This window comes from Sinobaca sp. SA16-1 (assembly GCF_059510515.1).
The window spans coordinates 41,581-66,769 of sequence record NZ_JCAKFL010000005.1; the positions used below are offsets into that span (position 1 = coordinate 41,581).

The following is a 25,189-nucleotide window of genomic DNA, read 5'->3' on the forward strand; positions in this document are numbered from 1 at the left end:
TAAACTAAAGAAGGGGGTATTTAGTATGGAAATGAAGTACATATCTATGTTACTTGGTAGTTTTTTATTAGTTGCAGCAGGTTGTAGTAGTGAACAAGCAGTTGATAGTGAGGAAACTCATAATGGGATTAGAGAAGCGGAAGCCAGCTCGTCTGAAGAGGCAACTCAGTCAGTAGAAATGGCACAAGAAGAGCCAATAAATGAAGATCAGATAAACGAAGAAACAGAGCCTATAGAGGATATTAAAGTGCACTTTATTGATGCTGGACAAGCAGATGCTACGTTATTTGAATACAGTGAAGGTGACGAAGACTATGCTGTCCTTTTTGATGCGGGTGATTGGAACCAAGACGATGTAGTCCATTATTTGAACACGGAAGGAATTGAAAACATAGACGTGATGATGCTCAGTCATCCGCACGCCGATCATATTGGCCAGGCTGACAGGATTATCGAAGATTTCTCGGTAGATGAAGTATTTATGTCCGGCGAAATTCAAACGTCCCAAACCTTCGAACGTGTCATCGATGCTATTGATTATCATGATGTAGGGTACGAGGAATCACGAGCGGGAGACATATACGAAGTAGGGCCGCTGCAGATAGAAATGATTAATCCGGAAAACCTGGATAGCGACGAGAACAATAACTCTCTAGCCGCTCGTTTTCAATATGGAGATAATTTTTCTGTGATGCTTACAGGGGATGTAGAAGAAGCGACAGAAGCACAGATTGTAAGCCGCGGATACACATTAGAAACAGATATTTTGCAACTCGGTCATCATGGGTCAGATACGTCCAGTTCATCGGTTTTTATCGATGAAGTCGATCCTACAGTAGCCATTTATTCAGCCGGAGAAGATAACCAGTACGGTCATCCGCATGATTCGGTACTTGAAGCATTAGAAGAGCGGGGCACGGAGGTATACGGTACTAGTGTAGACGGGACGATTATCGTTACGAGTGATGGAGAGTCGTATGGTATTCAGACCATGAAAGAGGAAGAACGTACTTCTAAAGATAGTATGTCATCTGATAATGAGTCTGAACATTCAAGAAATAGTTCTAATGAGAATGCAGAAGAGGAAGCCCAGGGAGAGTGTATCGATATTAACGCTGCCTCGAGTGAGCAGCTGCAGAGTATTAATCAAATAGGAGTAGAACGTGCAGAACAAATAGAAGAACTACGACCTTTTAGTTCTATAGATGATATGGAACGTATTAATGGAATAGGTCCCGCTCGGGTGGATGAGATAAAAGCAGAAGGACTCGCGTGTATAGGAGGGTAAGTGATGGAAGTAAAAGGGGTATTGGACCGGATTGAAGATGATAAGTACGCGGTTATATTGACTGAAGAAATTGGTAAGGAATATGTAGTTCATAAAAATATGTTACCCAAAAATACTAATAATGGCGAGTGGCTGATAATCAATTTATTAGATGATGAAGTGAATAATTTAAAAAAAGATAATTCAAAAACAATAGATAAACAAAAAAAAATAAATAATCAATTTGAAAGAATTAAACTTAAGAAACAAAGCAAATTCAAACAATAGATATATTAATTGCAAAGAAATATGACTTCAAATCTATAATAAAGGGGATATTAAAATGTTAAGAATTCATTTTCTAAATGTGGGTCATGGGGATTGTACATTAATAGAGTTTCCAAACGGAAGAGCTGCAATAATTGATATAAACAATTCAAAATATATTGATGAAGAAACGGCTAAAGAGTTAGTAAATGAAGCCCAATTAGATTATAGGAGTTTAGTAGAACGTAGAGAATTAAATGAGTATATTGAGAAGAGAGTAAGCGAATTTACACTTCCAGTTGATCCGGTTGAATATATTGAAAGCAAAACGAACATTACTTCTATATTTAGATTTATTTTAACTCATCCTGATATGGATCATATGAGTGGAATTTATAATCTTATAGATAAAAATTTTAATTTAATTAATTTTTGGGACACTAAGAACAATAAAACTATTGAAAGAGCTGGTATGCCTAGTAGATTTGATTATAAAGATTGGGAAAAATATCAAGAAATTAGAAAAGGCAACACAGACACTACTATATTAAATGTTTTAAAAGGTGAACAAAGAGAACATTTTATAGAAGATAATATAAAAATCTTATCACCTACAAAAGAAATAATAGATAAAGCTAATGAAAAATCTAATTGGAACTTACTTTCCTATATACTTTTAATTGAATATAAAGGACATAAAATAATTTTAGGAGGCGATGCTGATGCTGAGATTTGGGACGAATTATCAGAAGGAGACAAAAAATCGCTTGAAGGCGTTTCAATATTAAAAGCATCTCATCATGGAAGAAACTCAGGTTATAGCCAAAAAGCTGTATCTTTAATGGAACCTACATGGACTGTTTGTTCTGTTGGTAAAAAACCATCTCAAGATGCTACGAATAAATATAATGCGTATACGCAAGAAAAGGTACTTTCTACAAGGTTTAGGGGAAACATAGTAGCTGAAATCTCATATGAAGGTGATCTAACTATGTATGTGCAAGACAATCATAACGAAGATGACAAATTATACCCTCTGCAATAAATAATGATGAGAGTTCTAATTAGAACCCTCATCATTAATATCTTCACAATTAGAAAGTAAAGTTCTAGCATATGCTTTAGCAGCGCTTTTAACCCAATCTATCTTCACAAAACAAATCCATAAATACAAAAAGAAAAAACTAATCATTAAAGATATAATAGCTTTTAATGGGGTGTTAAAAATTGAGAACTCTTGATTAAATATGACAAATATATTGATGATGATTGATATACTAGTCAATACTATACCTATGGTTTTTATACCAACAATATTTCTACTAAAACCATAGTTTATATTGTCGCTAAACAACAATGGAAAGCTTTTTTGATTTCTGGTATATTCTAAAAGCCAATCTATCGCAGATTGATATTTATCTTTAGTATTATTAGGATTTTCATTTTCCTCCTCTGCAGTAAGAGGGAGTTTCAAGCCTTCAATATTTTTATTAAGAAATTTGTGGTATCTAGCTTTAGTAATAGGGTTAATAGAAGAATCTTCGTGTCTTAAATAAGTTATAGAGGGAAGTTCTTCAGAGAAAACTTCTTTCTGAATATCTTTTCCTTTTTCTCTTGCTAGTTTTGCTAAAAAAAATAAAACTATTATAAAAACAAATATAGTTATAAAACTAGATTCTAAACTTAAGAGATTTGGAAACCATATTAATATTGATATTCCTAAAGGTACCAAAGTAATTAAGGCTGGAAAAATTCGAGCTTGTAATTCATAAGCACTAAATAAATTTAAAAAGCTATTTGACATTTAATCACCCTATTTTTTAGAATACTCAAAACATTATTTTAAATTCCTCATCAGAAAATTTTATTAGTATAACTTAATTTCTTCAAAAAAATGAAAAATTCAATTTTTTTGAAGAAAATACTTAATTAATTCAATGTTACGCTGATGTAAGAAAGGAGTCCTAATGAGAATTAATATTAATAGTGATAAAATCACTGTCTTTGCTAGCAAAGACAAAGCATCTTTTATTTTAAAAAAATATGAAAAAGCATTATATGAACTTGAAAAAGAAATTAAGTATACTAACTTCAATAATATTTTAATTTCTGGTTATCGAGGTGTCGGAAAAACGTCTTTTATAAAGCAATTAGAAACGAATCTAAAGCGTAACCAGAAAAATGAAAACAATGTTATTTATCCGCTTTTTATTGAAGTTAATATTCCTAAGTATGAACAGCACTCATATATATTAAGAAAATTAATAAGAAGTTTATTTTTTGCTTTAAAAAACTTACAAGATGATACTAAGAAGGCATACCCATTTTTTAAAGATTTAGAGTTACTACATATTCAAACTTTCAATAATGTAGAAAATACTTACTTGAATAGTATTATGAAAAAAGAAACTAAAAGCATTAATAAAGAATTTAATATAAAAAGGTTTCTATCAGCATTTGGTCTAGGGATAATTGGAATTTTAAATTTAAACCTTCTGAGTATAAATGCAATTATTGTAACCGTTGCTGCCGTATGGATGAGTATTGAAGGATTGAAAATAAGAAAAACAAATGAAAATATAAATTCACATACTAAAGAATTGATTGTGAAAAGTTTATATGATGATGAAATATCAGAGCATGCTCTTTTAGAAATTTTAAAAAGTATGAATGAAGACAAACTAAAGCCTATATTCATTATAGACGAATTGGATAAAATAGAAAGTTTAGAAGATATAGAGTTAATAGTAGGAGAATTAAAACCGTTAATGCTCTCGGGTTTTGCTGATTTTATTTTCGTTTCTGGGCAAAGTTTATTTTATAAATTTGAGAAATCTCATGTGATAGATGATGCTTTAATAAATAATGTTTTTTCAAAAACGTTTCACGTTTCCTTGCTGACAAAGAGTGAATTTAATAAGTTATTTGTAGATATTTCAGATATTGAAACAATAAAAAAGAATACTTTAATTGATAATTATGTAAGCTCAAAAGTATTAAATTCAAATAGAATACCAAGAAAATTTTATAATTTAATTAGACAAGATATGAAGTGGGAAGAAGAAAAGACAAATATATATCTTCTTAATGAATCGAAAGAAGAGTACAAGACTGATGCCCTGATTTTGAAAACTATTGATAAATTTATAGATGAGGAATTTATTAGTAAAAACTATAATGAGGCTATTATGGATTTTTTAATAACTCAATTGCACATTTGGGTGCATAGAATGAAAACTAGAAAAAATGATATATTTAGTAGTGATCAAATTCATAATGTAGAAGAGGATTATCATACTGATCATCCCGATAGATACTTTCCAATGCTTGAATCAATAACACATAAATTTTTAGAGGAGTTAGAAAATAAAAATTTATTAAAAAGTACAATGATTGATGATGTAACACACTACGAATGGAGTAAAAGAGCAACTATCAAAAATAATTCAGTTGAAACTTATTGGGAAACTGGAACATCTTCTTTTTTAAAAAACTTTATTACTTTAGAAAAATGGATACGTCATACATCTTCAACAGAAAAAAATCAAAGACATATAAAGATAAACTCTATATTAAAAGAAGGGAAAATAAGTCACTTATTAAGCAATGAAGAGAATGAAAAAATAAAAAAAATTACAGAGTTTCGAAATAAGGTGGTCCACGGAGATTCTACGAAAGACGAATTTAATTTAATCAATAAGTACTCGAAAGATATTAAGTATTTATGTGAAAAATTTATAATAGAAGGAATATACACAGAAATTAAATCCTTAGCTGACGATTTGAAATATCAAGTTCTTAAGGAAGTAGAATTTAATAAGTTTATATTTGATATGATAATGGAATCAAATACTGATGAAAAAAAACCAAGTATTATTTTCGAAGTGAAATTCTATAGAGATTATAAGCAAATAGAAAAGAAAAATATAGTTAATAAATTTCTTGAGACTATTCTCGAGTATAATAATCAAACTGGCCGTACTAATTACTTAGTAGTTTTGATTCCTGAAGCTTTTATTGATTTTCATGATACTGAGATAAGTAATATTAAGAAGAAATATGAAAAGGAATCTTTAAGATTTTTGTTTTTATCAAGTCGAAACTATAAAAAAGAACTTAAAGACCATATTGAGTCTCTAATAGAATAATTTTTGAAATATCATTAATAGTTATTATAAGAATTTATAATGTAGTGATCTTTATTTTTTTATAAAGTAAGACATTCCATTTTAAATTTGTGTATAATCTCAGTCTCAAACTGATGTGCTGTTTAAATAAGAATATGCTCACATTTTGCTCACACAGTTAAATGAAATAGCATAAAAAAGCGTTCACTAGAATAAACTAGTGAACTACTCTAACAACTGATATATCAACTTAAATGAACCATAATACAAAACAATGAACTTCTTTCTTTTATCAAGAAGTATGGGCGGCATGATGTAAGCTGTCCTAAGACCCTTTGATACACAAGGATTTGAAACCTTATAACTGAATATTGACTGGATTTTTCTGAAATCACGTTAAATCTTAAAAAGTTTCCTTAAAGTTCCTTGAGCTTTAGGGAAGCTTTTTTTAATAGGATTTATATCTTCTTGGAATATCAGAATTGAATGATGAGAGGAATATCTATAGATGGTATAATTATCCTATATTAAATTCAGGAGGGATTATTCTGATATTTGAAGAGCTTCATATTAAGAATTTCAGAAACTTTTATTGTTCCAAAATCTGTTTAAGTAACAAAAATGTAGTTTTTGGGATGAATGATGTTGGGAAAACAAATTTTTTGTATGCAATAAGGTTCTTATTTGATAAACAATTAAGAAGAAATGGATTTATGGATAGTGATTTCTACCAAAATGATACAAGTAAACAAATAAAGATTACAGTGAAATTAAATTTATCGGATTTTGAGGAAAGTACTGATACAAAAAAACTTGTAGCTGGGGTTAAAGATGCAAGGACTTCAGATGATTCAGATGAATTCTATATAAGGATTATATCCGATTATAATGAAAGTGAAGGATATGGTGAACCGCTGTTATATTGGGGAACTAATGAAGATAATTTAATAGAAGTGCCTTCCCGTGGTATATCGTACACGTTAGACAATATATTCAAAGTGGTCTATGTTAATCCACTACTTGATTTAAATAACCTGTTTAATAAAAACAAAAGGGCACTCTTTGATAGATCCGAAGAAAATGAAAATGACAAACAGTTGATAGATGAAATTAAAGGGTTAACAAATGAAGTTAATAAAAAAATAGGTGATATGACCACTATAAAAAAATTTCAAAGTAGTATAACAGATGAATACAAAACATTTAGAGACGAAGAAGTGTCAATAGAACTGAAATCAGAGATGGCAATTAAAGGTTTTTACTCTGATCTCATTCCATACATAAAGCGTAATGGAGATGACAATTATTATCCCACTTCTGGAGATGGCAGGAAGAAGCTGCTCTCATATTCTATATTAAACTATGTTACTAAAAAAGAACACGAGGATAAAATCGTAATAAATCTAATTGAAGAGCCAGAAAATAGTTTGCACCGGTCTATGCAAATAGCATTATCAAAACAACTATTCATAAAAGACACATATGAATATTTCTTTATGTCTACACATTCTCCGGAGCTATTATATGAAATGGATAATACTAGATTAATAAGAATTTACTCAGAGGATAGAATTATTTGTGATTCATTCTTATACAACGTTGAAGATCGTTATAAGAACGTTAAAAGAAAGTTAAACAAGGACCTATCTTCAGCCTTGTTTTCTAGTAAAGTTCTCTTAGTAGAAGGGCCTTCCGAGAGAGTATTCTTTGAAAGAATTTTGGATGAAATGTATCCCGAATACGAATTACATGGCAGCCTCTTATTAGAGGTAGGTGGTATTTATTTTTCTAAATATGTAGAAACCTTAGAGGAATTAGGAATAACTGTATTAATTAAGACAGATAATGATTTAAAAAAAAGAAAAGGATCAGAAAATGAATATGAGCTTTTGGGTATCAATAGATGTTTAAGTCTATTGGAGAATCCTAAAATGGATAATATGATTATTGATATTCCCACCAAAGCTTCTAAAAAAGAAAAAAATAAAATACTAAATGATGAAAAAAAAAGACTTTTCAAAAGAGAAAAGGATAAGGTTTATAGGTTTAAAGAACATATGATTTACCTTTCTGAGATTGATTTAGAAAATGATCTAAGTAACGTGATAGGTCAACAATTTGATTATGATATTGTTACATATCTGCAGGATAGTAAGCTTTATAATATGGCTGAGTTTATTAATGAACTTGATCACGGTTTATGTGAGAGTATATTCTATAGCGATGAATTTGAGTGTTTAAGGGGGATGGTGATGAATGACTGAAAGAGAAAGAATTTATCACGATTCACAAAATATCGTGGTGAGTGCTGGAGCAGGTTCAGGCAAAACAACTCTATTAATTAATAAACTTAAATCAGAAGTTAAGAATGATAGAACTCATTATAAAATTGCTGCAATAACTTTTACTAATAAAGCAGCAAATGAATTAAAAGAACGTGCTGGGAAGGCTGGAAAAGGAAATTTTTTCGGTACTAACGATGGCTTTATTGAAAAAGAAATTATTAGACCTTTTATAAAGGATGCTTTTGGAGAAAGCTTTTCTCAGGAGTTCGAAACCGAATATTTTAAGACGAAGTTTAGCACATTTTATGATGGACTTGAAGTTTTAGAAAGAGAAAGTATACTAGGTACCTATTATAATAAAAAAAGAAACTTCAAGTTCCATTTAGCAAAGAAAATTCTAGTTGAATCAAAAGCCTGTAGGCAATATTTACAGGCCAAGTACAGTAGGATATTTATTGATGAGTATCAGGATAGTGATACTGATATGCACAATTTTTTTATGTTTATTAAGGACGATTTAAACATAAAACTTTTTATCGTTGGAGACCCTAAGCAGTCTATATACGTTTGGCGTGGAGCTGAGCCTCAAAATTTTAAAGGTTTGTTACAAACTGATAGCGGGTTTAATATCTATGAATTAACTGAAAATTTCAGGTGTTGCTTTGACATCCAAAATTATTCCAATTCATTCTTTTTAGAGACTCAAGACCACTTTAATATGGAGGGTGGGGAGGTAGAAGATGTTATTGGTGTGAGAAATGAATATTCATTAGAAGAACTATATAAAGATAACATCATTAATCCTGAAAAAGAATTAGTTATATTAACTTGGAAAAGAGGTTTTGCAGAACAAATAGCTAATTCTCTTAACGAAGAAGGACATAATTTTACTTATATTCCTCGAACACCTCTAGACAATAATACCAAAAATTCTTCTATATTAATTGAGCTAGCTAGATATGTCAAAAATAAAAGGTATTCCGTTTATCATTTAGTTAATAGCTTAGGACTTGATTTAAGTTCTAGCGAGATTAGTGAGTTGGATAATACTATAAAAGTGTTAAAAAACATTGATATGGATAAAGAAAAGGTTATTATTATACTTGAAAAATTATCGGAATTGCTTCAATTAAACTTTGCAGAAGAAGAACTTGGTCCTTTTTTCAGTGTTATCTTAACAGATGAATATGATATTGCGTATAATGGCCAAGAAAGCATGAATAAGGTTATGACATTGCACTCATCGAAAGGATTAGAATTCCAACAAGTATTTATATTTGCAGCAGATTTTAAATTAAACCAGGGCAAAGACTTTAACGAACATTATGTTGCAACTACAAGGGGAAAAGATAAGCTAGTAGTTATGCTTAATGACAACTATATTAGTTACCTGAACGAAATACAGAAAGAATTACAGTTAGAATCTCTAAATAGACTAATTAGGATTATTTAATTAATTTTAGCCCCATTTACTATTTCTAAAATTAAGTTAAGTCTATGGGGCAGTTTTTTATAATAAAATCCATTTTAAACAGCGGTTGAATTTTAATCCAGCGCCCCTTTCATAAGTTCACTGAATTTTTGTGATGCTTTTTGTTCCATATTCTTTGTTATATGTGCATAAATGTTCATGGTAGTATTAATATCTCCATGACCCAATCTTTGCTGGATTTCCTTTGTCCCGACGCCTGCCTCAATTAGAAGAGATGTATGTGTATGCCTGAAAGAGTGAGGTGTTACCTTTTTTTTAATACTACTTAATTTCAATAAACGTTTCATTCGATTTTCAACCGTCTTTATAAAATCTGGATAACCAGGGTTATTGATCTCTTTTGCAAAGATAAATCCAAAATCATTGTATTGATTTCCCTAAGCCATTTTTATCTCTTTCTGGTAAGTTAAATGTTTCTTAAACTCACTCATCCCTTCTTTAGATGTGAATTTCTTTTTCCAAGTAGATGGATCTAATCCCATATATATTTGGAAGTGCCATTTTAATTTTAAAAATAAAAAACATGATAAATTCAACTACTAAATATCTGAAAATTATATTAGACTAGAATAATATGGGAAGATTTGTAAAAATTTTTATTCATTTTAATTTTAAAGAGGTGAATTTTTTGGATATATTATTAATGGTTATTCTGTTTCTATTTGTATCCACAGCTATCTTTTGGATATCTCGTGCGAAAACTAGTAAAAAAGAGATACAAAAAAGAGGATTAGATTCTCCCATAAAAGAAACACATGAAGACCATCAATCCATTGAACAGATCACACCTTGGGAACTAAAAGAAATTAAATCAATACCTGCTACAATTAGTAATGAAATTTTATTAAACTCAAGATTAAAACAAACAGTACAAGATATTATAAGAGAATCAAAACCGCACGTACTCAAAAAAGCTACTGGAAAACAATTGTTTGAAATAAAATTTGCTCCCGAGATTCTTGAAGGATTAAAAAACGGAAAATACAATTTAATGGATTCAAACCAAATACAAGGGGCCAAAAGAACAATTGTTAAAGATCATAAAGGGAAAATAGTGGGTCATGGTAATTTAAGTAAGTATAAGAACTTAAAGGGAATAGCAACAAATGCTCTAACAGTTGCTGTTTCACAAGAACACCTTCAAGAAATTCGAGAAGAATTAACTACAATTAAAATTGGTTTAGAATCTTTAAAAGCGATTGAGTTGGATAAACATTATGCTTTAGCAGAAGGGGCTTTAGATTATTATCAACGTGTTAGTTCATTTTATCAGGAGACCAATACTATACCAGAAAAAATACAAAACGAGTTAGAACAGATCTATGTACAGTCATTGCAGTCAGTTCGAGCCTTAATTAAAATGACGAACACTTTTTCATATGATATAGAAAAGCTTAAAGGTTCTGTCTTTTGGAAAACTGAAAAACAGGTTAATGCTCTAACAAGTATTGCAAAAGAGTTTGAAAAGGTACAACAATATCAAACTCAACATTTTAGAAATTTGATGGTTTATATTAAATTCTGCGAATTAAGTGGAGAACCTGAAAATGTAGTGGCTTCAAACCTCACTAAAATTAATGAGCTCATCCAAGAAAATGCAAGTATAGCAAATAAGGTTATTAAAGAGGGTAAAGACTACTCTGGATTTTTCGAGGCGAAGCTTAGGACTCTAGGACACATTTCTGGTCAAAAAAGTAAAATGGAAGAAATGTTAAATTTTTTAGAGGAAATAACACCGAAAGAAGAATTAAAGAATACGATTCTAATCCCTCCAAGAACAATGATTATTGAATTGATAGATGGCAAAGTTGAGTCCTTAAATAAGGTTTCTAATTAATATTTTAGCTTTTAATTTCGATACCTGACCTCCACTCAGCTAAAGTATGACGTTGAAGTAAGAAAGTGGTATTTTGGCCATTGTGCTGGCCCAACCGGCATTGTGTAACAATCAAATAGTAAAGAAAAGAAAAAAAGAAGCTTCAAAAGTTGAGATCGTAATGGTGTTGAATTTTTTACCTTTTGATTTATTACTTTTCATATCGTAGAAATTAAGTTGCAGCCTTGAATTGATGACCTTTATTTTCGGATTTTAAAGCAGTGTACAATATTTCTAAAGCTTTTTTTGTAGTGCTCTCCTCGACTTTACCTGTTGAAAATTTTCTTAGTGAATATTCGGTATTTAATGTTTCTATTTAAGCTTCTTCGACGAGATATTTAAATTTTTTTAACGCATTTCGATTTCGACGGTTCGATCGATGAAGATGTTCCCCCAGTAATAACGTTGCTCTTTAGCGCAGGGAAGATGGGTTTGACAATAAGAACGTCTCTTGTGTTCATTGAACATAAGGGGCGTTTTTTGACTGGATTCAGCTCTGCCAACGGGGTCGTTCCATTCCGACTGCTGTTATAATAAAACTACATTTTCAGTATAGATTGGGGATAAATAAACCATGGAATTAACCATAAGCAGGTTTGCACAAATCGCTGATACGACGGTACGGACGTTAAGGCACTATCGGCAGCTGGGTATCTTAGTGCCGACCGAAAAAAATGAGAAGGGGCAAAACGTGTATACGACTACAGAGTTTAAAATATTCCATAATATCAGGCTGCTGCAAAGCCTGGGGCTGTCCTTAAAAGAAATTAAAGATCGGTTTGAGGAGCCGGATTATTCTTTTGAAAAAATGATTGATGTGCAGGAAAAAGTATTAGTAAGAAAAAAGGACAATATTGAGGCATCGCTGGAAATGATTGAACGGATTAAATCTGTAAAAGACAGCGAACGAAAGGAAGAGCTGGATGCGGAGATCCTGATGCTGCTTATGAATTCCATGCTTTTTGAAGACGTGCAACGAGATATATTCAAGGAGTATTACCCGAAAGCGGTTGTCGATAAAATCTTCCCAACAGATAAATCAAAGCAAAAAGAATTAGACAGGCTTTCGCTACAGTTACTGACAGTTATTAATCAGGCCGTCATCCATGGTTATTCCCCTGATGACGATCACGTGCAGGAGCAGTTGGATGAGTTGATGCGGAACAGCTATTTAAAAGAGTGGATGACCGAGGACGAGGAAGCGAACGAAGAGTTACACGAACGAATGCAGCCATATACGTCCTTACTGCCGGAGCACATGGTCCGTTTTCTTACCGAAGCGTTTGAGGTGTTGTTAAATAAATAACTTTGTTAAAGTTTGATGTTGAGAATTCATCGGATGCTTTTTTATGTATTCATAATATTAAACTAAAAAGTCCCCAAATATGATTTTGGGAGCTTTAAAGGTTTCAATATAAGATATAAAGAGTGTTTTACAAATGGATATTAAAAGATTTTAATAAACTATCTACGATTTCTGCACTGCCATCCTGGAACATAAATAAAGAGAATGCAATCATACAAGTTCCTACTAAAAACAAAGGCAGTTTTTTTACCGTATTCATGGAACGTTTGAGAAAAACCGTAACAATTAAAAAGATGCCTATAAACAATATAAGGAAATACCAGAACCCCATAAAGTCGACCTTCTTCCTCATTCATTTATTCCTAATAACGCAGTAAGTGTTTAATAAAATATACCATAAATGTAAATGAAATTTCCGAATATAAAAGTATATGGAACATTTAAAAAGACATAAACGTTGATTTAAAAGCGTTTTTTGCCTTTTCCTGCGGACATTTTTTATGCCGGATTTTTACATATAGCTCAAGTGCTAAATAACTTTTCCATAAACACTTGCGGAGGACGTTACGTCACAGGCTACTATTGAATTCACTAAGAGAAATGGAGGTGAATGATAGTGGCACAGCCATCTGTATTTCGAAACAGAACGTTTATTTTTATATTGATTGCCGGATTTCTGGCGGTGATGGGCTATACGATGTTTTTCATGACGACCACCTGGTATGTTATATCGGAACTGGGATCTGTTGAGTCATTAGGTATAGTTCTTATCGCCATCACGGTACCACGATTAGTTATGATGGTTTTCGGCGGCGTCCTTGCAGATAGATTTAAGAAAACGACCATTATGTTTAGTACGAGCCTGGCCCAGGGCATCTTTTTATTCATCATTTTCCTGCTGAACAGCACGGACACTATGTCTATGTGGTACCTGGTCCTGTTTGGGATGCTTTTTGGAACATTGGACGCGTTCTCGGGACCGGCCAGTGCGTCTCTGATACCGAAGATTGTGCAGCAGTCGCAGATTCAGCAGGCAAACGCGTTTTACCAGGGAGCCAGCCAGATTGGGATTATCGCGGGTCCCATTTTAGCAGGGGCTGTCATGGAAGCTTCCAATGTAACAACAGGTTATTTCGCTGCTGTAATCGTCGTCCTTTTATCTGCATTCTTCATGTTTCCTCCGTTTCTAAAAGAAGGGGATGTAGAAAATACGGTGAAACAAACCCCTTTAAAAGATCTGCAGGAAGGGTTTTCCTATATCAAATCCAGCAGCTTTTTAATGACAGGAATTTTAGTCCTGATTACGCTGAACTTCTTTGCCTTCGGCGCCATCCAGATTGGTATTCCCATCCTTGTCGACTTACACGGAGGCTCCCCGATCAATTTAAGCTATATAGAAGTGTCATTAGGGGTAGGAATGCTGCTGAGTTCAGTCATCATTGGAGCAGTGAAAATCACCCGAAGAGGCATTGTATCCATTATCGGACTTCTTGCCATACTGGTGGTGGCTGTTACCTTCAGCCAGGTATCAAATCTTTATGTATTAGCGGGACTTGCCTTCTTGATAGGATTTTTCATGACTTTCGTTTACATCCCGTTCTTTTCCTCCGTTCATGAAAAAATTGATGGAAGAATTATGGGGCGTGTGATGAGCGTCATCTTCCTGGCCATGAATGGGTTTGATCCTATTGCGTATGCAGGAGTTACGCTGTTTGTTTCGAATGGGTTTGATATTCAAAACATCATGTTGGCCTTTGCCGTTACAGGCCTGGTGATTGCGTTGATTATTTTGTGGAAGGGAAAATCATATCGACGGGATTATTCAGACGTCCAGGAAGCGGAAATGAATCCGGAATACTAGAAGGCCGGTAAGCCTGCCGGTACTTATATTCCGGGTGATCCATGGAAAAAAGAACAAAGCGGTCCGGACTGAAAAAAAGCTGGCGTGTTTTTTTACAAGCTTATATGGGAATAGACAGTAAGGCGATTTTCTTTAGGAAAAATCGTTTCGAAAGTCAGACGGTTCTTGCAGCCATACAAATAGTTAACCGACATCAAGGAGGTTTACACATGGAAATTAAAGAAGGACATGATTATATATTGCCCTACCCATCCAAAGGTTTAGTAGAACTATTTCGAGTGATTGAGACAAAGGTGCGACAGGATGATAACGGATTGTGGTACAGCAACGCAGAAGGATTTACCGTGCAGAACGGTGAGCCAAAGGAAAATAAGCCATCTATGTATCAAATTAATGAAAAAGAGCTTTTGGAAAAAGGCAGAGAAGCCACAGAGCAGGAAAGCAGCCTTTTGATGGATAGTGCTCCTTAAAGAAGGCAGATATTTTCTAAAAGTAAAAGAAAAATGATTGAAGGTTGTAAATAAAAGTCCCAAAACATGCTTAAAGTATATATCAATAATAGTCTAAGCTTCCCTCAGGTTCATTGAACCTGGAGGAAGCTTTTTTCTATTTCTTTTGTCGATCTTCCATTTTTACTGGTATATCACTATGATGTTTTTAAATAGCTCATCCAACAAGATCAGGAGAATCAGAAATGGACCGGTCTTAATCAAAGGGAGTAAAATGAAGGAAAGAATTGAACATGCAGCGCATGGAAAGGAGGTTCATGAAATGTCTGTCCAGACGATCAATGAGTACATCGAGCAGGCACCGGAGGACGTACGAGAAGTTTTACAGACGCTGCGGCGTGTCATTCAAGAAGAAGCGCCCAAAGCTCAAGAGACAATTAAGTACAACATACCAACGTTTGTTTTGAACGGTAACTTGGTACATTTTGCGGCATTTAAACACCATATCGGATTTTATCCAGTGCCAACCGGTATCGCAGCGTTTAAGCAAGAGCTGGCCCCGTACAAGCAGGGAAAAGGATCGGTCCAGTTTCCGCTCGATCAGCCGATGCCATATGATTTGATTCGCCGGATTGTCCAGTTTCGTGCAGCCGAAAACCTTGAAAAAAAGAAAGCAAAAAAATGACGGTGGTGAAGGAACATCGTGCGTTACAAAAAACAGGCAGGCCAGCTGTAATTACAGCCGGCCTGCCTGTTTATTATTTGTGTGCCCGTATCAGCATTGGGACAAAAGTTTTTTATGGTAATAACCTACTTCATCTTCTTCAAAAAAATGGACATAACGCAAAAATTGATTTGAAAGAAGCAAAAAAAGTGCTGAAAGAAAAAGAAATCTAGGAAGATAGAGAAACTTAAAAATCTTATAGAACTAATAAAACGTTTATATATTAAATGATTTTTCTTAAATAAAAAAGGCAAACTAAATTATTGGTTTGCTCCTTTATTATGTTTGAACTCATTGAAATACTTATCGTTTTTAAATTTTGAATATGAAAGGTTTTTAGTGGAATTCAAAGATATGATTAGAAACCACAAAAAATCTCTACATTTCATTAGGTCTAAATAAGAATATCGGAACCTACCGAAATAAGCAGATAAAGTCGGGTGGATCACTATAGAAATTGATATTCTATAAGTGAAAGGGGAGTCAGCCTATGGATATGCTTAAAGGAATGAATGAGGCGTTAAAGTATATAGAAGAAAACCTGGACGGAGAGATCGACTTGAAAGAAATTGAGAGAAGAGCTTATTGCTCTGAGTATCATTTTAAAAGAATGTTTTCTCTGCTGTCAGGCATTACGATATCAGAATATATCCGTAAAAGGCGATTGACCGCGGCAGCTCTGGATCTGAAAGATCCTGGATTAAAAGTAATCGATATTGCTGTCAAATATGGATATCAATCTCCAGATGCTTTTTCAAGAGCTTTTCAACAATTTCATGGGGTTATTCCTTCACTAGCTAGTAATCCAGTGCAGGAATTGAAGGCATATCCAAGATTAAGCTTTCAATTAACTATTCAGGGAGGGGTCGAAATGAAGTATCGGATTATTGAAAAGGAAGCGTTCAAAGTGGTGGGGGTAAAGTATGATGTTGAAATGAAAAATGAAATTCTTTCTCCTGATTACGAGGAAATGCTCTCCGCAATTAGTGATTCAAAGATGAAAGAATTGGAGGGCCTTGCCAACCGGGAACCTTTCGGCGTTGTTCATGTATCTGCTAATTATTCGGAGGATATTGATGGAAAGGCCACTTTTAATCAATATATAGGAGCCGTCACGACGAAGGAAGAGGGGGAAGGAGATGCCACCTTAGTCGTGCCTTCTTTACTATGGGCCATTTTTGAGGTAGAGGGGGAATGGCAGCAAGTTGACGAACATTGGCAGCGAATTCATTCCGAGTGGCTTCCGTCTTCCTCTTATGAGCTGGCAGAAGGACCAGAATTACTCGCTAGTGAAGGCCAAAAGAGTGAAATATGGGTTTCGATAAAGAAGAAGTAACTTATTTTAGTCAGACGATGAAGCAGAAAGAGATACCCTTTATACTGTATTTAACAGTATGTACCAAATACAGAAGTGAGGTGAGATGATGGACGGAAAGACCCAAAATCCAGCAGATGCTAATTCAGAAATCATTGATGTTCAAGCACTTAAAATGAGTTATGGACCGACAGATATATTAAAAGATGTGCATTTCTCAGTGAAGCGGGGCGAGGTCTTGGCACTGCTGGGTCCAAATGGTGCTGGAAAAACCACGACTATAGAGATTTTAGAAGGATTTCGCATGCCTTCAAGTGGAAATGTTAAAGTGCTTGGTGTGCAGCCTAAAGATGGAGATGAGCTGTGGCGGTCCAAGTTAGGCATTGTCATGCAATCGTGGCGGGACCACCCGAAATGGAGAGTGCAGGAACTGCTTGAGCATTTAGGGAGATATTACGAGCCTTATACGACGGATTCCCGCTCGAAGCCAATGGATGCAGCCGAGTTAATTGAAAAGGTAGGGCTGCAGGAACAGGCAAAACAGAAGATCCGCAGTTTATCCGGAGGACAGCGGAGAAGGCTGGATGTGGCGATCGGCTTAATTGGAAATCCGGAGATTCTTTTTCTGGATGAACCGACGACTGGATTTGACCCGCAGGCGAAGCGTGATTTTCACGAGGTTATTCGGCGCTTGTCGGAGTTTGAGGACACGACCATTTTATTGACGACGCATGATTTGCATGAGGCGGAAAAGCTCTCCGATCGTATCATCATTTTAGCAGGAGGAAGAATTGTCGCGAATGGCAGTTCGGAACAGCTGGCCAGGCAGGTAGCGGGCAAATCGGAAGTCCGCTGGTCCACTAACGGCGACCATTTTAAGCAGGAGACAGCCGAACCTACCACGTTCGTAAAGCAGCTTTTTGAACAGCATGGAGACAATATTGCTGACCTGGAAGTGAAAAAAGCAAGTCTGGAAGACACATATATTAAAATGATTAAGCAAATCAATGAGACCGGCGAATTGGAAAAGACAGTATTCACCTTTGAGGAGGAACAACAATGAATCCTATTATGCACGCTGCCAAATTAGGTGTACTTAGAGGCTGGATTGAATTCAAACAAATGCTGAAAAATCCGCAGGAATTCGGCTTTAATGTGATCATGACCATTGTGTTCTTGATTGTTTTGTATTTTCAACGCAACAGGATGATTGAAGGTACGGATATGGCACTGGCGATGTTCACCCTTCCAAGTCTGCTGGGAATGCTCGTCGTGTTCGGCGGCTTCATGGGAGCTGCGACTACTTTAACGTTTGAACGAGAAGATGGGACACTGCTGCGGGCGAAGGCAACGCCAAACGGGATGGTCAGTTATTTAATCAGCCGAGTCATTAGTATCATTACTTATACATTAGTGAGTCTTGTCATGCTGCTGGTTCCCGGTTTATTCCTGATCCGGGGGTTAGCGGACACGGGGTGGACAGGCTGGTTGATGCTGCTGGTTATTTTTATTCTCGGAACATTAGCAACCCTCCCCTGGGGAGCGGTGATTGGCTCCGTAGTAAAAAGTACCTCTTCCTCCTTTAATCTTACCTTTTTACCAATTGGCGGTATCACTGCGATTTCCGGTATTTTCTATCCGATTACAAGCCTGCCGGACTGGGTACAGATTATTGGGCAGATCTTTCCTGTCTATTGGCTGGGCTTAGGAATGCGCTCCGCCTTATTGCCTGAAACAGCCGTGTTAGCAGAGATTGGTGAATCCTGGAGATATGCTGAAATGTTTGGAATGCTTGGAATCTGGACTGTCGTAGGTTTTCTCATTGTGCCAAGACTTTTACGAAGAATGGCGCGTAAGGAATCCGGTTCCACGATGGAAAAACGAAAGCAGGAAATGATGTCCCGCGGTTATTAAAACAAAGGAAAATCAATCGTCAAAATTCATTTTATCAAGGGTTTTGAAATATAACTAAAATTATCTGAAAGTGCCCTCATTGTTGATTGTCAGTGAAACTTATTCTTGGTAAGCTATAACCAATAAATGTAAAAAGGGGGCAGCTCATTGAGATATCAAGAAAAGAAAAAATGGTATCAGCGGATACCGGGATATCGTTCTGGTGCGAAGTGGAAAATGATTACAGCTTCTGTTATTTATTTTTTCATTATAATGGCTATAGTAAATCCGTCTGATCCTTCCCCAGAAGTAGCCGGGGAAAATACGGCGGATGATGTAACAGAATTAGAGACAGAAGAAGCAACAGCGGCCGAGGAAGAAACACAGGCTGCGCAGGAAGAACAAACGGATGAACAAGCTAGTAATGAAGAGGAAGAAGAACAGAAGGCTAAAGAAGAAGAACGCAAAGCTGAAGAGGAAACAGAACAGGAAGCCAAAGAAGAGGAAGAACGCCAGGCAGAAGAAGAAGCAGCCGAGCGGGAAGCCAAAGAAGAGGAAGAGCGTCAGGCGGAAGAAGAAGCCGAGCGGGAAGCTAGAGAAGAGGAAGAACGCCAGGCTGAAGAGGAAGCATCCGAGCAGGAAGCCAAAGAGGAAGAGCGCCAGGCAGAAGAAGAAGCAGAGGCTGAAGAATCCAGCGGATCTGTTTCTCAGGAGCAGGCAGTCGGCAAGGCAGAGGATTATCTGAGCTACTCGGCATTCTCAAAGTCAGGATTGGTCGAGCAGTTGGAGTATGAAGGTTTCAGCGCAGAAGATGCCGCCTATGCGGTAGATAACATCACCGTTGATTGGCAGGAACAGGCGGTCAAGCAGGCCGAGAACTATCTGGACTACTCGGCATTTTCCAAATCAGGATTGATTGAACAGTTAGAGTTTGAAGGGTTCAGTTCCTCAGAGGCCGCGCATGGTGTAGAAAATATCAGCGTTGACTGGCAGGAACAGGCGGTTAAAAGCGCTGAAGATTATATGGACTACAGCTCCTTTTCCAGACAGGGGTTAATTGATCAATTAACGTTTGAAGGATTCAGCACAGAGCACGCAGCATACGCTGCCGGCCAGGTCGGTTTGTAATAAACATAATAATCTAAGCCATCAGGGCAAGCCCCTGGTGGCTTTTTGTTGTTTCTTTTTTAACAATATACGTCTCAAGTTCTATTGAAAATTACCTCTTAAGAGCGAATGTAGCAGGCAGAAATTCCGTTAACATTATAAGTAATAAGAAGCGGAGATTCATCTGTTTAATGGTCACTGGCAGGAGTAGAAGGGTCTAAAGGCATATTATGAGCATGGAGGGGAAGATGATGATTGAAGCATTGCTTGGTCTGGAAGTGATCCTGGTGCTGGCTTTGTCTGTCGTATGGGCCGTAACGGGGCTGCTGATCAGCCATCAGCTGTACAACGATGGGGTATGGAATAAATGGAAGCGGATTATATCCAGGATTGGATTATGGACTGGAATGGTACTGGTTGCATTGTACGGAGCGGTTATATTGCTTCTATTTTTAACGTTAGGCTGGCTGTTTGCGATGGATAGGATTACGACGATTCTGCCTCTGTTTGTCATTCCAATGCTGTTCGTTCTTATCTTTTCCGTGCCTAGGGCAAAACACGAAAAAATGAACGGGCCGGACTATCTAAAAAAAATAGTACCCGTTTACAGCATGCTCACGGCTTCTGTCATTGCTACGTATATTGTTTTTATGGCACCCCCGGCCATTCCTAAAGTTACGGAAATAATTATGTACTTATTGATAGCAGCAGGGGTCACGTTGGGCAGCTGGTTTTATCATAAGTGGCGGTACCAGCGGATGACGTCTTCCGGAGTTTTTATGAGGCTCACGAGGTTTGCCGGCCTGCTTGTGTTATTAACCACAGCGGGAGGCAGCGCTTTTCTTTTATCGATGCAGGCCAGCGAGCTGCCGGAGAGCTACGATATGATGAATGAAAAAGTTGATTACGGAGGCGGTGAGCCGTTCACTAATATGGGAGGCCACGGCGCGCACGCCGGTTATGAAATGGTTAGTGTTGCTGACTTGAAAGGACCCACTGACGAAGAACCGGATGAGACATACACTCTTGTAGCTCAAAAGGAAGAGGTGGAGCTGAGCTCGGGAAAAGTGATAGAAGCCTGGACATTTAATGGGGAGTACCCCGGACCGGAACTGACCGCCCGGGAAGGAGACGTGGTGGAGGTTGAATTGATCAACAAAGATATCGAGGAAGGAGCAACCATCCACTGGCATGGAGTAGATGTGCCAAACGGAGAAGACGGGGTGGCGGGCATGACCCAGGACGCCGTCCAGCCGGGCGAATCGTACACGTACCGTTTTAAAGCGGAAGAAACCGGCACGCACTGGTACCACTCCCACCAGCAGGCCTCTGAGCAGGTAAAGCGGGGATTGTTCGGAGCATTCAATATTCTGCCGGCGGAGGGCGTGGAGCAGGAAACCGATATTACGACCATCGTTCATGATTGGGAAGTGGGAGAAGACCCCGTGACAACTCTTAACCAAAGTGATCAGGAGGAATACCAGGTAATAGAGCCGGGAACGCCGGTCAGACTGCGGCTTGTTAACAGCAGCAATGGAACCAAAAACTTCACGCTGGACGGCACCCCGTTTAAAGTCGAAGCGCTGGACGGTGAGGAAATTAATGAACCCACCGAATTAAAGAATCAGCTGTTAAAGGTTCCTGCCGGCGGAAGGTATGATGTAACTTTCGTGAAGCCGGAGGCACCGGTAAGTCTTCAAGTCGAAAGCGGGCACAATGACGTGAGCCTGACGTTTGGAGAAAACGGGGAAAAAGTGGACGCACCGGCCTCGGACCAGTTAGAAGTCTTTGATATGACCACGTACGGAACATCAAAGGAGACCCCTTTTACCGAAGAAACGGAATACGACCGGGAATTTACCATGATCATGGACAATATCTACGTTGGTAATTATAAAGGAGAGCCTGCGAATTTATGGGCGCTCAACGGAGAAGTGTTTCCGGACACGCCAAGCTTCATGGTCCAGGAAGGAGATATGGTGAAAACCACGTTTGTGAACCGCAGCTTTGCTGAGCACCCGATGCATTTACACGGGCATCACATCCAGGTATTAAGCAAAAACGGCGAAGCCGTTAGCGGAAGCCCGATCAAGCTGGACACGCTGAATGTCGAACCCGGAGAGACTTATGAAGTCGCTTTTGAAGCAGATAATCCGGGCATGTGGATGGATCACTGCCATAACCTGACGCATGCGCAGTTTGGCATGACGATGCATCTGGGGTACGAAGGCATCCACTCTCCGTTTGAAGCAGGGGATGAGCCGGGCAACCATCCGGAATGATAACAGACTGTATCAATAAACAACTGATGGTGGAAAGCCGTTTTGCAATGAAATAACTGTAAAATGGCTTTTTTGTTTGAGATTTTATGCAGACGGTAGAGGGAGGTTTTTGAAAAGGTATTAATTGATTGCCAAAGCCGGTTATTTTAAAAGGAAAAAGAGTCCGGGAAGGAGAAGTGTACTGTACTATTCAATATTCGTTTGGGCCGGTCTAAACGGAGGAGGTGTGGAATATGAAGGTGCAGCGAATGGATCATGTAGGTGTGGTCGTTAATGATCTTCCAGCGGCTAAAGCCTTTTTTCTGGAGCTCGGACTGGAAGTACTGGGGGAAACGGAAGTGGCAGGCGAATGGGTGGAGCGGATAATCGGGCTGACGGATGTTAGAGAGACGGTGGTCATGCTGGGGGTGCCGGGCGGGGAGGCCAACCTGGAACTGGTTAAATTCTATAGCCCGTTGGATGAAAAGGGGATGCAGCCGTCTTTTGCCAATACGCTGGGCATCCGGCATATTACTTTTGCTGTGGAAGATATTGAAGGCATTACGGCCAAATTGAAAAAGACAGGCGCAGAACTTTTTGGAGAAATCACAAATTACAAAGACATGTACAAATTATGCTACGTTCACGGACCGGAAGGAATTATTGTGGAGCTGGCGGAGAAAATGAATGAAAAGGAAGTGCAGTGAAATTTGCTGCCTTTCTTTTTTCTGTTTCGATAAACACACAAAAACAGGTATGCCATAATGAGTGTACGGTTAATGGTAATCTGGACCCGACAAGCGAAGAAAAGGAGGATGAAACGATGAATGAATATGGTACACTACATAAGGAAAACGGGCGTTATGCGTTACGGTTTGAACGGTTTTTGCCTTACACTCCGGAAGAGGTTTTTAGTGTTCTGACAAATCCGGATGCCTTCTCCCGGTGGTATCCGTTTGCGACAGGGGAAATGGGTCTGAGAGTGGGGGGCGGCCTTGCCTTCGATGACGGGGAAGGAACAACATACAATGGTGTTATTACAGAGCTGGAACAGCCCCATGTATTTGGTTTCCGTGAAGAGGATGATTTATTGAGCATTGTAATATGGAAAGAAGAGAGAGGGTGCCGCATGATTTTCACGCATACGTTTGACGACGATGCGTGGGCAGTGGAGACCGCGGCAGGCTGGCATGTGTGCCTGGATGCCTTTCACCAGCTGGTTTATGGACAGCCGGTGGAATGGAAAGACAATGCAGCGGAGCTGAAAGAATATTACCGGGAAACCCTGAATCGAACCCGTTAAGTAAAGGGAAAGCAGTTGGAATAGATACAGTATGGAGGTTTACGAATGAATAACAACGACATCGTCATTAGAATACGGTACGCTTTGGATATAAGAGATCAGGACGTAATGGAAATATTCAAGCTTGGCGGGGTGGATCTTTCCAAAGATGAAGTACGGAAGGTACTTACGAAAATAGAAGAAAGTGACGACGAGGAAGACGACGAAGTGTATGAAGATGACCATCACCTCAAATGCACAAACAGCATGCTCGAGTCCTTTTTAAATGGGCTGATCACGTTCAAACGTGGGTCGCAGACCTCTAAAGACGGCGAACCGATGAAGCCGGACCGGTCGATTAAAAATTACTCGAGTGTGAATAACGTGATGCTGAAAAAAGTAAAAATCGCCCTGCAGTTAACGAGCGAGGACATTGTGGATATTCTGGCCAATGCTGACGTTACGATCACCAAAGGGGAAGTAAGCGGCCTCCTGCGGAAGGAAGGGCATAAGAATTACCGCCAGTTTGGGGATCAGTATGCGAGAAACTTCCTAAAAGGATTAGCGATCAAATACAGAGGATAACAAAAGCGCCTGCTCTATTTTAAATGGAGACGGCGCTTTTCTTGTTTAGTCGTTTATTTTAAAGCAGAGCTTTCCTACGTAATGATCGGCAAGAGCCAGATGGGCATTATAAAAATCGCCCAATGCAAACTCCTGATCTATATGAACCGTAATATCCCCTGAGCGGATCCGTTTATACAGCCTGTCGATAATGTCCGGTTCGGGATCGCCGTTATAGCCGGTGACACGAATGTCGGATCTGACATTTGAGATGGGCTTCACGCCGTTCGGATAGGCTATATGCCCGCCATTGCCAAGGCACTGAATTAAAGAATCTGCAAAATCCCCACCGGCCGTAAACAGCGCCTTATCAAATCCGTCGTGTACAAAGTCTTCTGCGGCCATAATCACATCGTCTTTGCGTCCGTCTACGACAGATTCCACCTGGAGTGTCTGTAAGAGAGCTATCCCATCTGCGCCGGAAGCAATCGCAAATACTCTGGCTCCCATCTGTTGGGCGATCTGTGCAGCCAGGTGGCCCACACCTCCGCCGGCTCCTAAAATCATAATAGATTCATTTTTTTGAAGCTTTAATACGTCTTCAAGTCCTCTCAGGGCCGTTATGCCAATGCCGAAGATCACACCTGCTTCTTTGCAGGTAAGAGAATCGGGGATGCGTTTAACATTGTTTGAAGCTGCCGCCGCATATTCGGCGTAAAAGCCGCCCTTCGGATTGAGAAAACCTGGGGCGTATACCTTATCTCCCTCAGTAAGTCCATCTACATTTTTCCCTTTTGCATAAACAACCCCTGATCCTTCCGATCCTAAAATATACGGAAATTCAGAATGCAGCCCGAGCATGTCATCGTATCCACCTTCTCTTTCGAAAATATCCCACGGTCCAATGCCTGCGTACGCCACTTTTATAAGCACCTCATCGTCACCAACGTCAGGAACCGGGACCTCCCTCAGCGCCAATTCTTCAGGGCCTCCAAACCTGTCCAGCACGACAGCTTTCATTGAACGTTCCTCCCTGTTTTTATCTAAATTATATAGAAAAACCTTGCACAGCCATAGCCTTCCCGTCAAAACAAAGCTGGAATTTTTTGTTTA

General features: G+C 37.8%; 22 protein-coding genes and 1 pseudogene. 20 read left to right on the top strand and 3 right to left on the bottom strand.

The features are described 5' to 3' along the window. Positions 1–25 precede the first annotated feature (25 nt). From AC5W2J_RS14340 to AC5W2J_RS14350, 3 genes are read left to right on the top strand one after another with little or no spacing between them, the layout of a single operon-like run. Positions 26–1,288, top strand: coding sequence for a helix-hairpin-helix domain-containing protein (locus AC5W2J_RS14340; protein ID WP_496060144.1), 1,263 nt, complete (start codon positions 26–28; stop codon positions 1,286–1,288). Positions 1,289–1,291: 3 nt separating this feature from the next. After that, the gene (locus AC5W2J_RS14345) at positions 1,292–1,555 is read left to right on the top strand and encodes a DUF3006 domain-containing protein (protein ID WP_496060145.1); all 264 of its coding nucleotides are present in this window, start codon (positions 1,292–1,294) and stop codon (positions 1,553–1,555) included. Between the two features lie 55 nt (positions 1,556–1,610). Continuing rightward, the gene (locus AC5W2J_RS14350; RefSeq protein WP_496060146.1) at positions 1,611–2,579 is read left to right on the top strand and encodes a ComEC/Rec2 family competence protein; all 969 of its coding nucleotides are present in this window, start codon (positions 1,611–1,613) and stop codon (positions 2,577–2,579) included. A gap of 15 nt (positions 2,580–2,594) precedes the next feature. On the opposite strand, the gene AC5W2J_RS14355 is transcribed toward AC5W2J_RS14350, so the two are convergent. Further along, complete coding sequence (locus tag AC5W2J_RS14355) at positions 2,595–3,338, bottom strand: hypothetical protein (protein ID WP_496060147.1); 744 nt, start codon at positions 3,336–3,338, stop codon at positions 2,595–2,597. Positions 3,339–3,501: 163 nt separating this feature from the next. Between AC5W2J_RS14355 and AC5W2J_RS14360 the strand changes: the two genes are divergently transcribed. The 3 genes from AC5W2J_RS14360 (at position 3,502) to AC5W2J_RS14370 (ending at position 9,399) form a co-directional block, all read left to right on the top strand. Continuing rightward, entirely contained in the window at positions 3,502–5,682 is a 2,181-nt protein-coding gene (locus tag AC5W2J_RS14360) for a P-loop NTPase fold protein (protein ID WP_496060148.1), read from the top strand. 461 nt (positions 5,683–6,143) lie between these two features. Then, positions 6,144–7,925, top strand: a complete 1,782-nt coding sequence (locus tag AC5W2J_RS14365) for an ATP-dependent nuclease (RefSeq protein ID WP_496060149.1) — start codon at positions 6,144–6,146, stop codon at positions 7,923–7,925. After that, positions 7,918–9,399 (top strand): UvrD-helicase domain-containing protein, encoded by a 1,482-nt coding sequence (locus tag AC5W2J_RS14370; RefSeq protein ID WP_496060150.1) that lies wholly within the window; start codon positions 7,918–7,920, stop codon positions 9,397–9,399. The genes AC5W2J_RS14365 and AC5W2J_RS14370 overlap by 8 nt, the downstream gene beginning before the upstream one ends. Before the next feature lie 92 nt (positions 9,400–9,491). On the opposite strand, the pseudogene AC5W2J_RS14375 reads toward AC5W2J_RS14370, so the two are convergent. Further along, a pseudogene (locus tag AC5W2J_RS14375) lies at positions 9,492–9,869 on the bottom strand (tyrosine-type recombinase/integrase); the annotation flags it as partial. Between the two features lie 197 nt (positions 9,870–10,066). Here AC5W2J_RS14375 and AC5W2J_RS14380 point away from each other — a divergent pair. From AC5W2J_RS14380 to AC5W2J_RS14445, 14 genes are all read left to right on the top strand, one after another. Further along, positions 10,067–11,275: a hypothetical protein gene (locus AC5W2J_RS14380; protein WP_496060151.1), complete on the top strand. Its 1,209-nt coding sequence runs from the start codon at positions 10,067–10,069 to the stop codon at positions 11,273–11,275. Positions 11,276–11,888: 613 nt separating this feature from the next. Next, complete coding sequence (locus tag AC5W2J_RS14385; RefSeq protein ID WP_496060152.1) at positions 11,889–12,620, top strand: MerR family transcriptional regulator; 732 nt, start codon at positions 11,889–11,891, stop codon at positions 12,618–12,620. Between the two features lie 616 nt (positions 12,621–13,236). Beyond that, the gene (locus AC5W2J_RS14390; protein ID WP_496060153.1) at positions 13,237–14,481 is read left to right on the top strand and encodes an MFS transporter; all 1,245 of its coding nucleotides are present in this window, start codon (positions 13,237–13,239) and stop codon (positions 14,479–14,481) included. Positions 14,482–14,522: 41 nt separating this feature from the next. Next, positions 14,523–14,951 (top strand): hypothetical protein, encoded by a 429-nt coding sequence (locus AC5W2J_RS14395; RefSeq protein ID WP_496060154.1) that lies wholly within the window; start codon positions 14,523–14,525, stop codon positions 14,949–14,951. A gap of 301 nt (positions 14,952–15,252) precedes the next feature. Then, entirely contained in the window at positions 15,253–15,615 is a 363-nt protein-coding gene (locus AC5W2J_RS14400; protein WP_496060486.1) for an iron chaperone, read from the top strand. 2 nt (positions 15,616–15,617) lie between these two features. After that, the gene (locus AC5W2J_RS14405) at positions 15,618–15,827 is read left to right on the top strand and encodes a hypothetical protein (protein ID WP_496060155.1); all 210 of its coding nucleotides are present in this window, start codon (positions 15,618–15,620) and stop codon (positions 15,825–15,827) included. Between the two features lie 317 nt (positions 15,828–16,144). Next, positions 16,145–16,990 carry an AraC family transcriptional regulator gene (locus tag AC5W2J_RS14410; protein WP_496060156.1) on the top strand — a complete coding sequence of 282 codons (846 nt, stop codon included), beginning with the start codon at positions 16,145–16,147 and terminating at the stop codon, positions 16,988–16,990. Positions 16,991–17,075: 85 nt separating this feature from the next. Then, on the top strand, positions 17,076–18,032 hold the full coding sequence (locus AC5W2J_RS14415; protein ID WP_496060157.1) for an ABC transporter ATP-binding protein: 957 nt from the start codon (positions 17,076–17,078) through the stop codon (positions 18,030–18,032). After that, on the top strand, positions 18,029–18,883 hold the full coding sequence (locus tag AC5W2J_RS14420; RefSeq protein ID WP_496060158.1) for an ABC transporter permease: 855 nt from the start codon (positions 18,029–18,031) through the stop codon (positions 18,881–18,883). The genes AC5W2J_RS14415 and AC5W2J_RS14420 overlap by 4 nt, the downstream gene beginning before the upstream one ends. A gap of 147 nt (positions 18,884–19,030) precedes the next feature. Beyond that, positions 19,031–19,990 carry an Ltp family lipoprotein gene (locus tag AC5W2J_RS14425; RefSeq protein ID WP_496060159.1) on the top strand — a complete coding sequence of 320 codons (960 nt, stop codon included), beginning with the start codon at positions 19,031–19,033 and terminating at the stop codon, positions 19,988–19,990. A 230-nt stretch (positions 19,991–20,220) separates the two neighbouring features. Beyond that, positions 20,221–22,251: a multicopper oxidase domain-containing protein gene (locus tag AC5W2J_RS14430; protein WP_496060160.1), complete on the top strand. Its 2,031-nt coding sequence runs from the start codon at positions 20,221–20,223 to the stop codon at positions 22,249–22,251. A gap of 233 nt (positions 22,252–22,484) precedes the next feature. Continuing rightward, the gene (locus AC5W2J_RS14435) at positions 22,485–22,937 is read left to right on the top strand and encodes a VOC family protein (RefSeq protein WP_496060161.1); all 453 of its coding nucleotides are present in this window, start codon (positions 22,485–22,487) and stop codon (positions 22,935–22,937) included. 116 nt (positions 22,938–23,053) lie between these two features. Further along, the gene (locus tag AC5W2J_RS14440; RefSeq protein WP_496060162.1) at positions 23,054–23,533 is read left to right on the top strand and encodes an SRPBCC family protein; all 480 of its coding nucleotides are present in this window, start codon (positions 23,054–23,056) and stop codon (positions 23,531–23,533) included. 45 nt (positions 23,534–23,578) lie between these two features. Continuing rightward, positions 23,579–24,097 carry a YehS family protein gene (locus tag AC5W2J_RS14445; RefSeq protein WP_496060163.1) on the top strand — a complete coding sequence of 173 codons (519 nt, stop codon included), beginning with the start codon at positions 23,579–23,581 and terminating at the stop codon, positions 24,095–24,097. A 45-nt stretch (positions 24,098–24,142) separates the two neighbouring features. On the opposite strand, the gene AC5W2J_RS14450 is transcribed toward AC5W2J_RS14445, so the two are convergent. Continuing rightward, positions 24,143–25,096, bottom strand: a complete 954-nt coding sequence (locus AC5W2J_RS14450) for a quinone oxidoreductase family protein (protein WP_496060164.1) — start codon at positions 25,094–25,096, stop codon at positions 24,143–24,145. Positions 25,097–25,189: the final 93 nt, after the last annotated feature.

What these genes read in the sequence shown, in the direction of transcription:
- AC5W2J_RS14340 (WP_496060144.1), top strand. Translation starts at nt 26, where the DNA reads ATGGAAATGAAGTACATATCTATGTTACTTGGTAGTTTTTTATTAGTT.
- AC5W2J_RS14420 (WP_496060158.1), top strand. Translation starts at nt 18,029, where the DNA reads ATGAATCCTATTATGCACGCTGCCAAATTAGGTGTACTTAGAGGCTGG.
- AC5W2J_RS14360 (WP_496060148.1), top strand. Translation starts at nt 3,502, where the DNA reads ATGAGAATTAATATTAATAGTGATAAAATCACTGTCTTTGCTAGCAAA.
- AC5W2J_RS14410 (WP_496060156.1), top strand. Translation starts at nt 16,145, where the DNA reads ATGGATATGCTTAAAGGAATGAATGAGGCGTTAAAGTATATAGAAGAA.
- AC5W2J_RS14450 (WP_496060164.1), bottom strand. Translation starts at nt 25,096, where the DNA reads ATGAAAGCTGTCGTGCTGGACAGGTTTGGAGGCCCTGAAGAATTGGCG.
- AC5W2J_RS14385 (WP_496060152.1), top strand. Translation starts at nt 11,889, where the DNA reads ATGGAATTAACCATAAGCAGGTTTGCACAAATCGCTGATACGACGGTA.
- AC5W2J_RS14400 (WP_496060486.1), top strand. Translation starts at nt 15,253, where the DNA reads ATGTCTGTCCAGACGATCAATGAGTACATCGAGCAGGCACCGGAGGAC.
- AC5W2J_RS14350 (WP_496060146.1), top strand. Translation starts at nt 1,611, where the DNA reads ATGTTAAGAATTCATTTTCTAAATGTGGGTCATGGGGATTGTACATTA.
- AC5W2J_RS14435 (WP_496060161.1), top strand. Translation starts at nt 22,485, where the DNA reads ATGAAGGTGCAGCGAATGGATCATGTAGGTGTGGTCGTTAATGATCTT.
- AC5W2J_RS14370 (WP_496060150.1), top strand. Translation starts at nt 7,918, where the DNA reads ATGACTGAAAGAGAAAGAATTTATCACGATTCACAAAATATCGTGGTG.
- AC5W2J_RS14445 (WP_496060163.1), top strand. Translation starts at nt 23,579, where the DNA reads ATGAATAACAACGACATCGTCATTAGAATACGGTACGCTTTGGATATA.
- AC5W2J_RS14430 (WP_496060160.1), top strand. Translation starts at nt 20,221, where the DNA reads ATGATTGAAGCATTGCTTGGTCTGGAAGTGATCCTGGTGCTGGCTTTG.
- AC5W2J_RS14395 (WP_496060154.1), top strand. Translation starts at nt 14,523, where the DNA reads ATGGAAAAAAGAACAAAGCGGTCCGGACTGAAAAAAAGCTGGCGTGTT.
- AC5W2J_RS14345 (WP_496060145.1), top strand. Translation starts at nt 1,292, where the DNA reads ATGGAAGTAAAAGGGGTATTGGACCGGATTGAAGATGATAAGTACGCG.
- AC5W2J_RS14440 (WP_496060162.1), top strand. Translation starts at nt 23,054, where the DNA reads ATGAATGAATATGGTACACTACATAAGGAAAACGGGCGTTATGCGTTA.
- AC5W2J_RS14355 (WP_496060147.1), bottom strand. Translation starts at nt 3,338, where the DNA reads ATGTCAAATAGCTTTTTAAATTTATTTAGTGCTTATGAATTACAAGCT.
- AC5W2J_RS14415 (WP_496060157.1), top strand. Translation starts at nt 17,076, where the DNA reads ATGATGGACGGAAAGACCCAAAATCCAGCAGATGCTAATTCAGAAATC.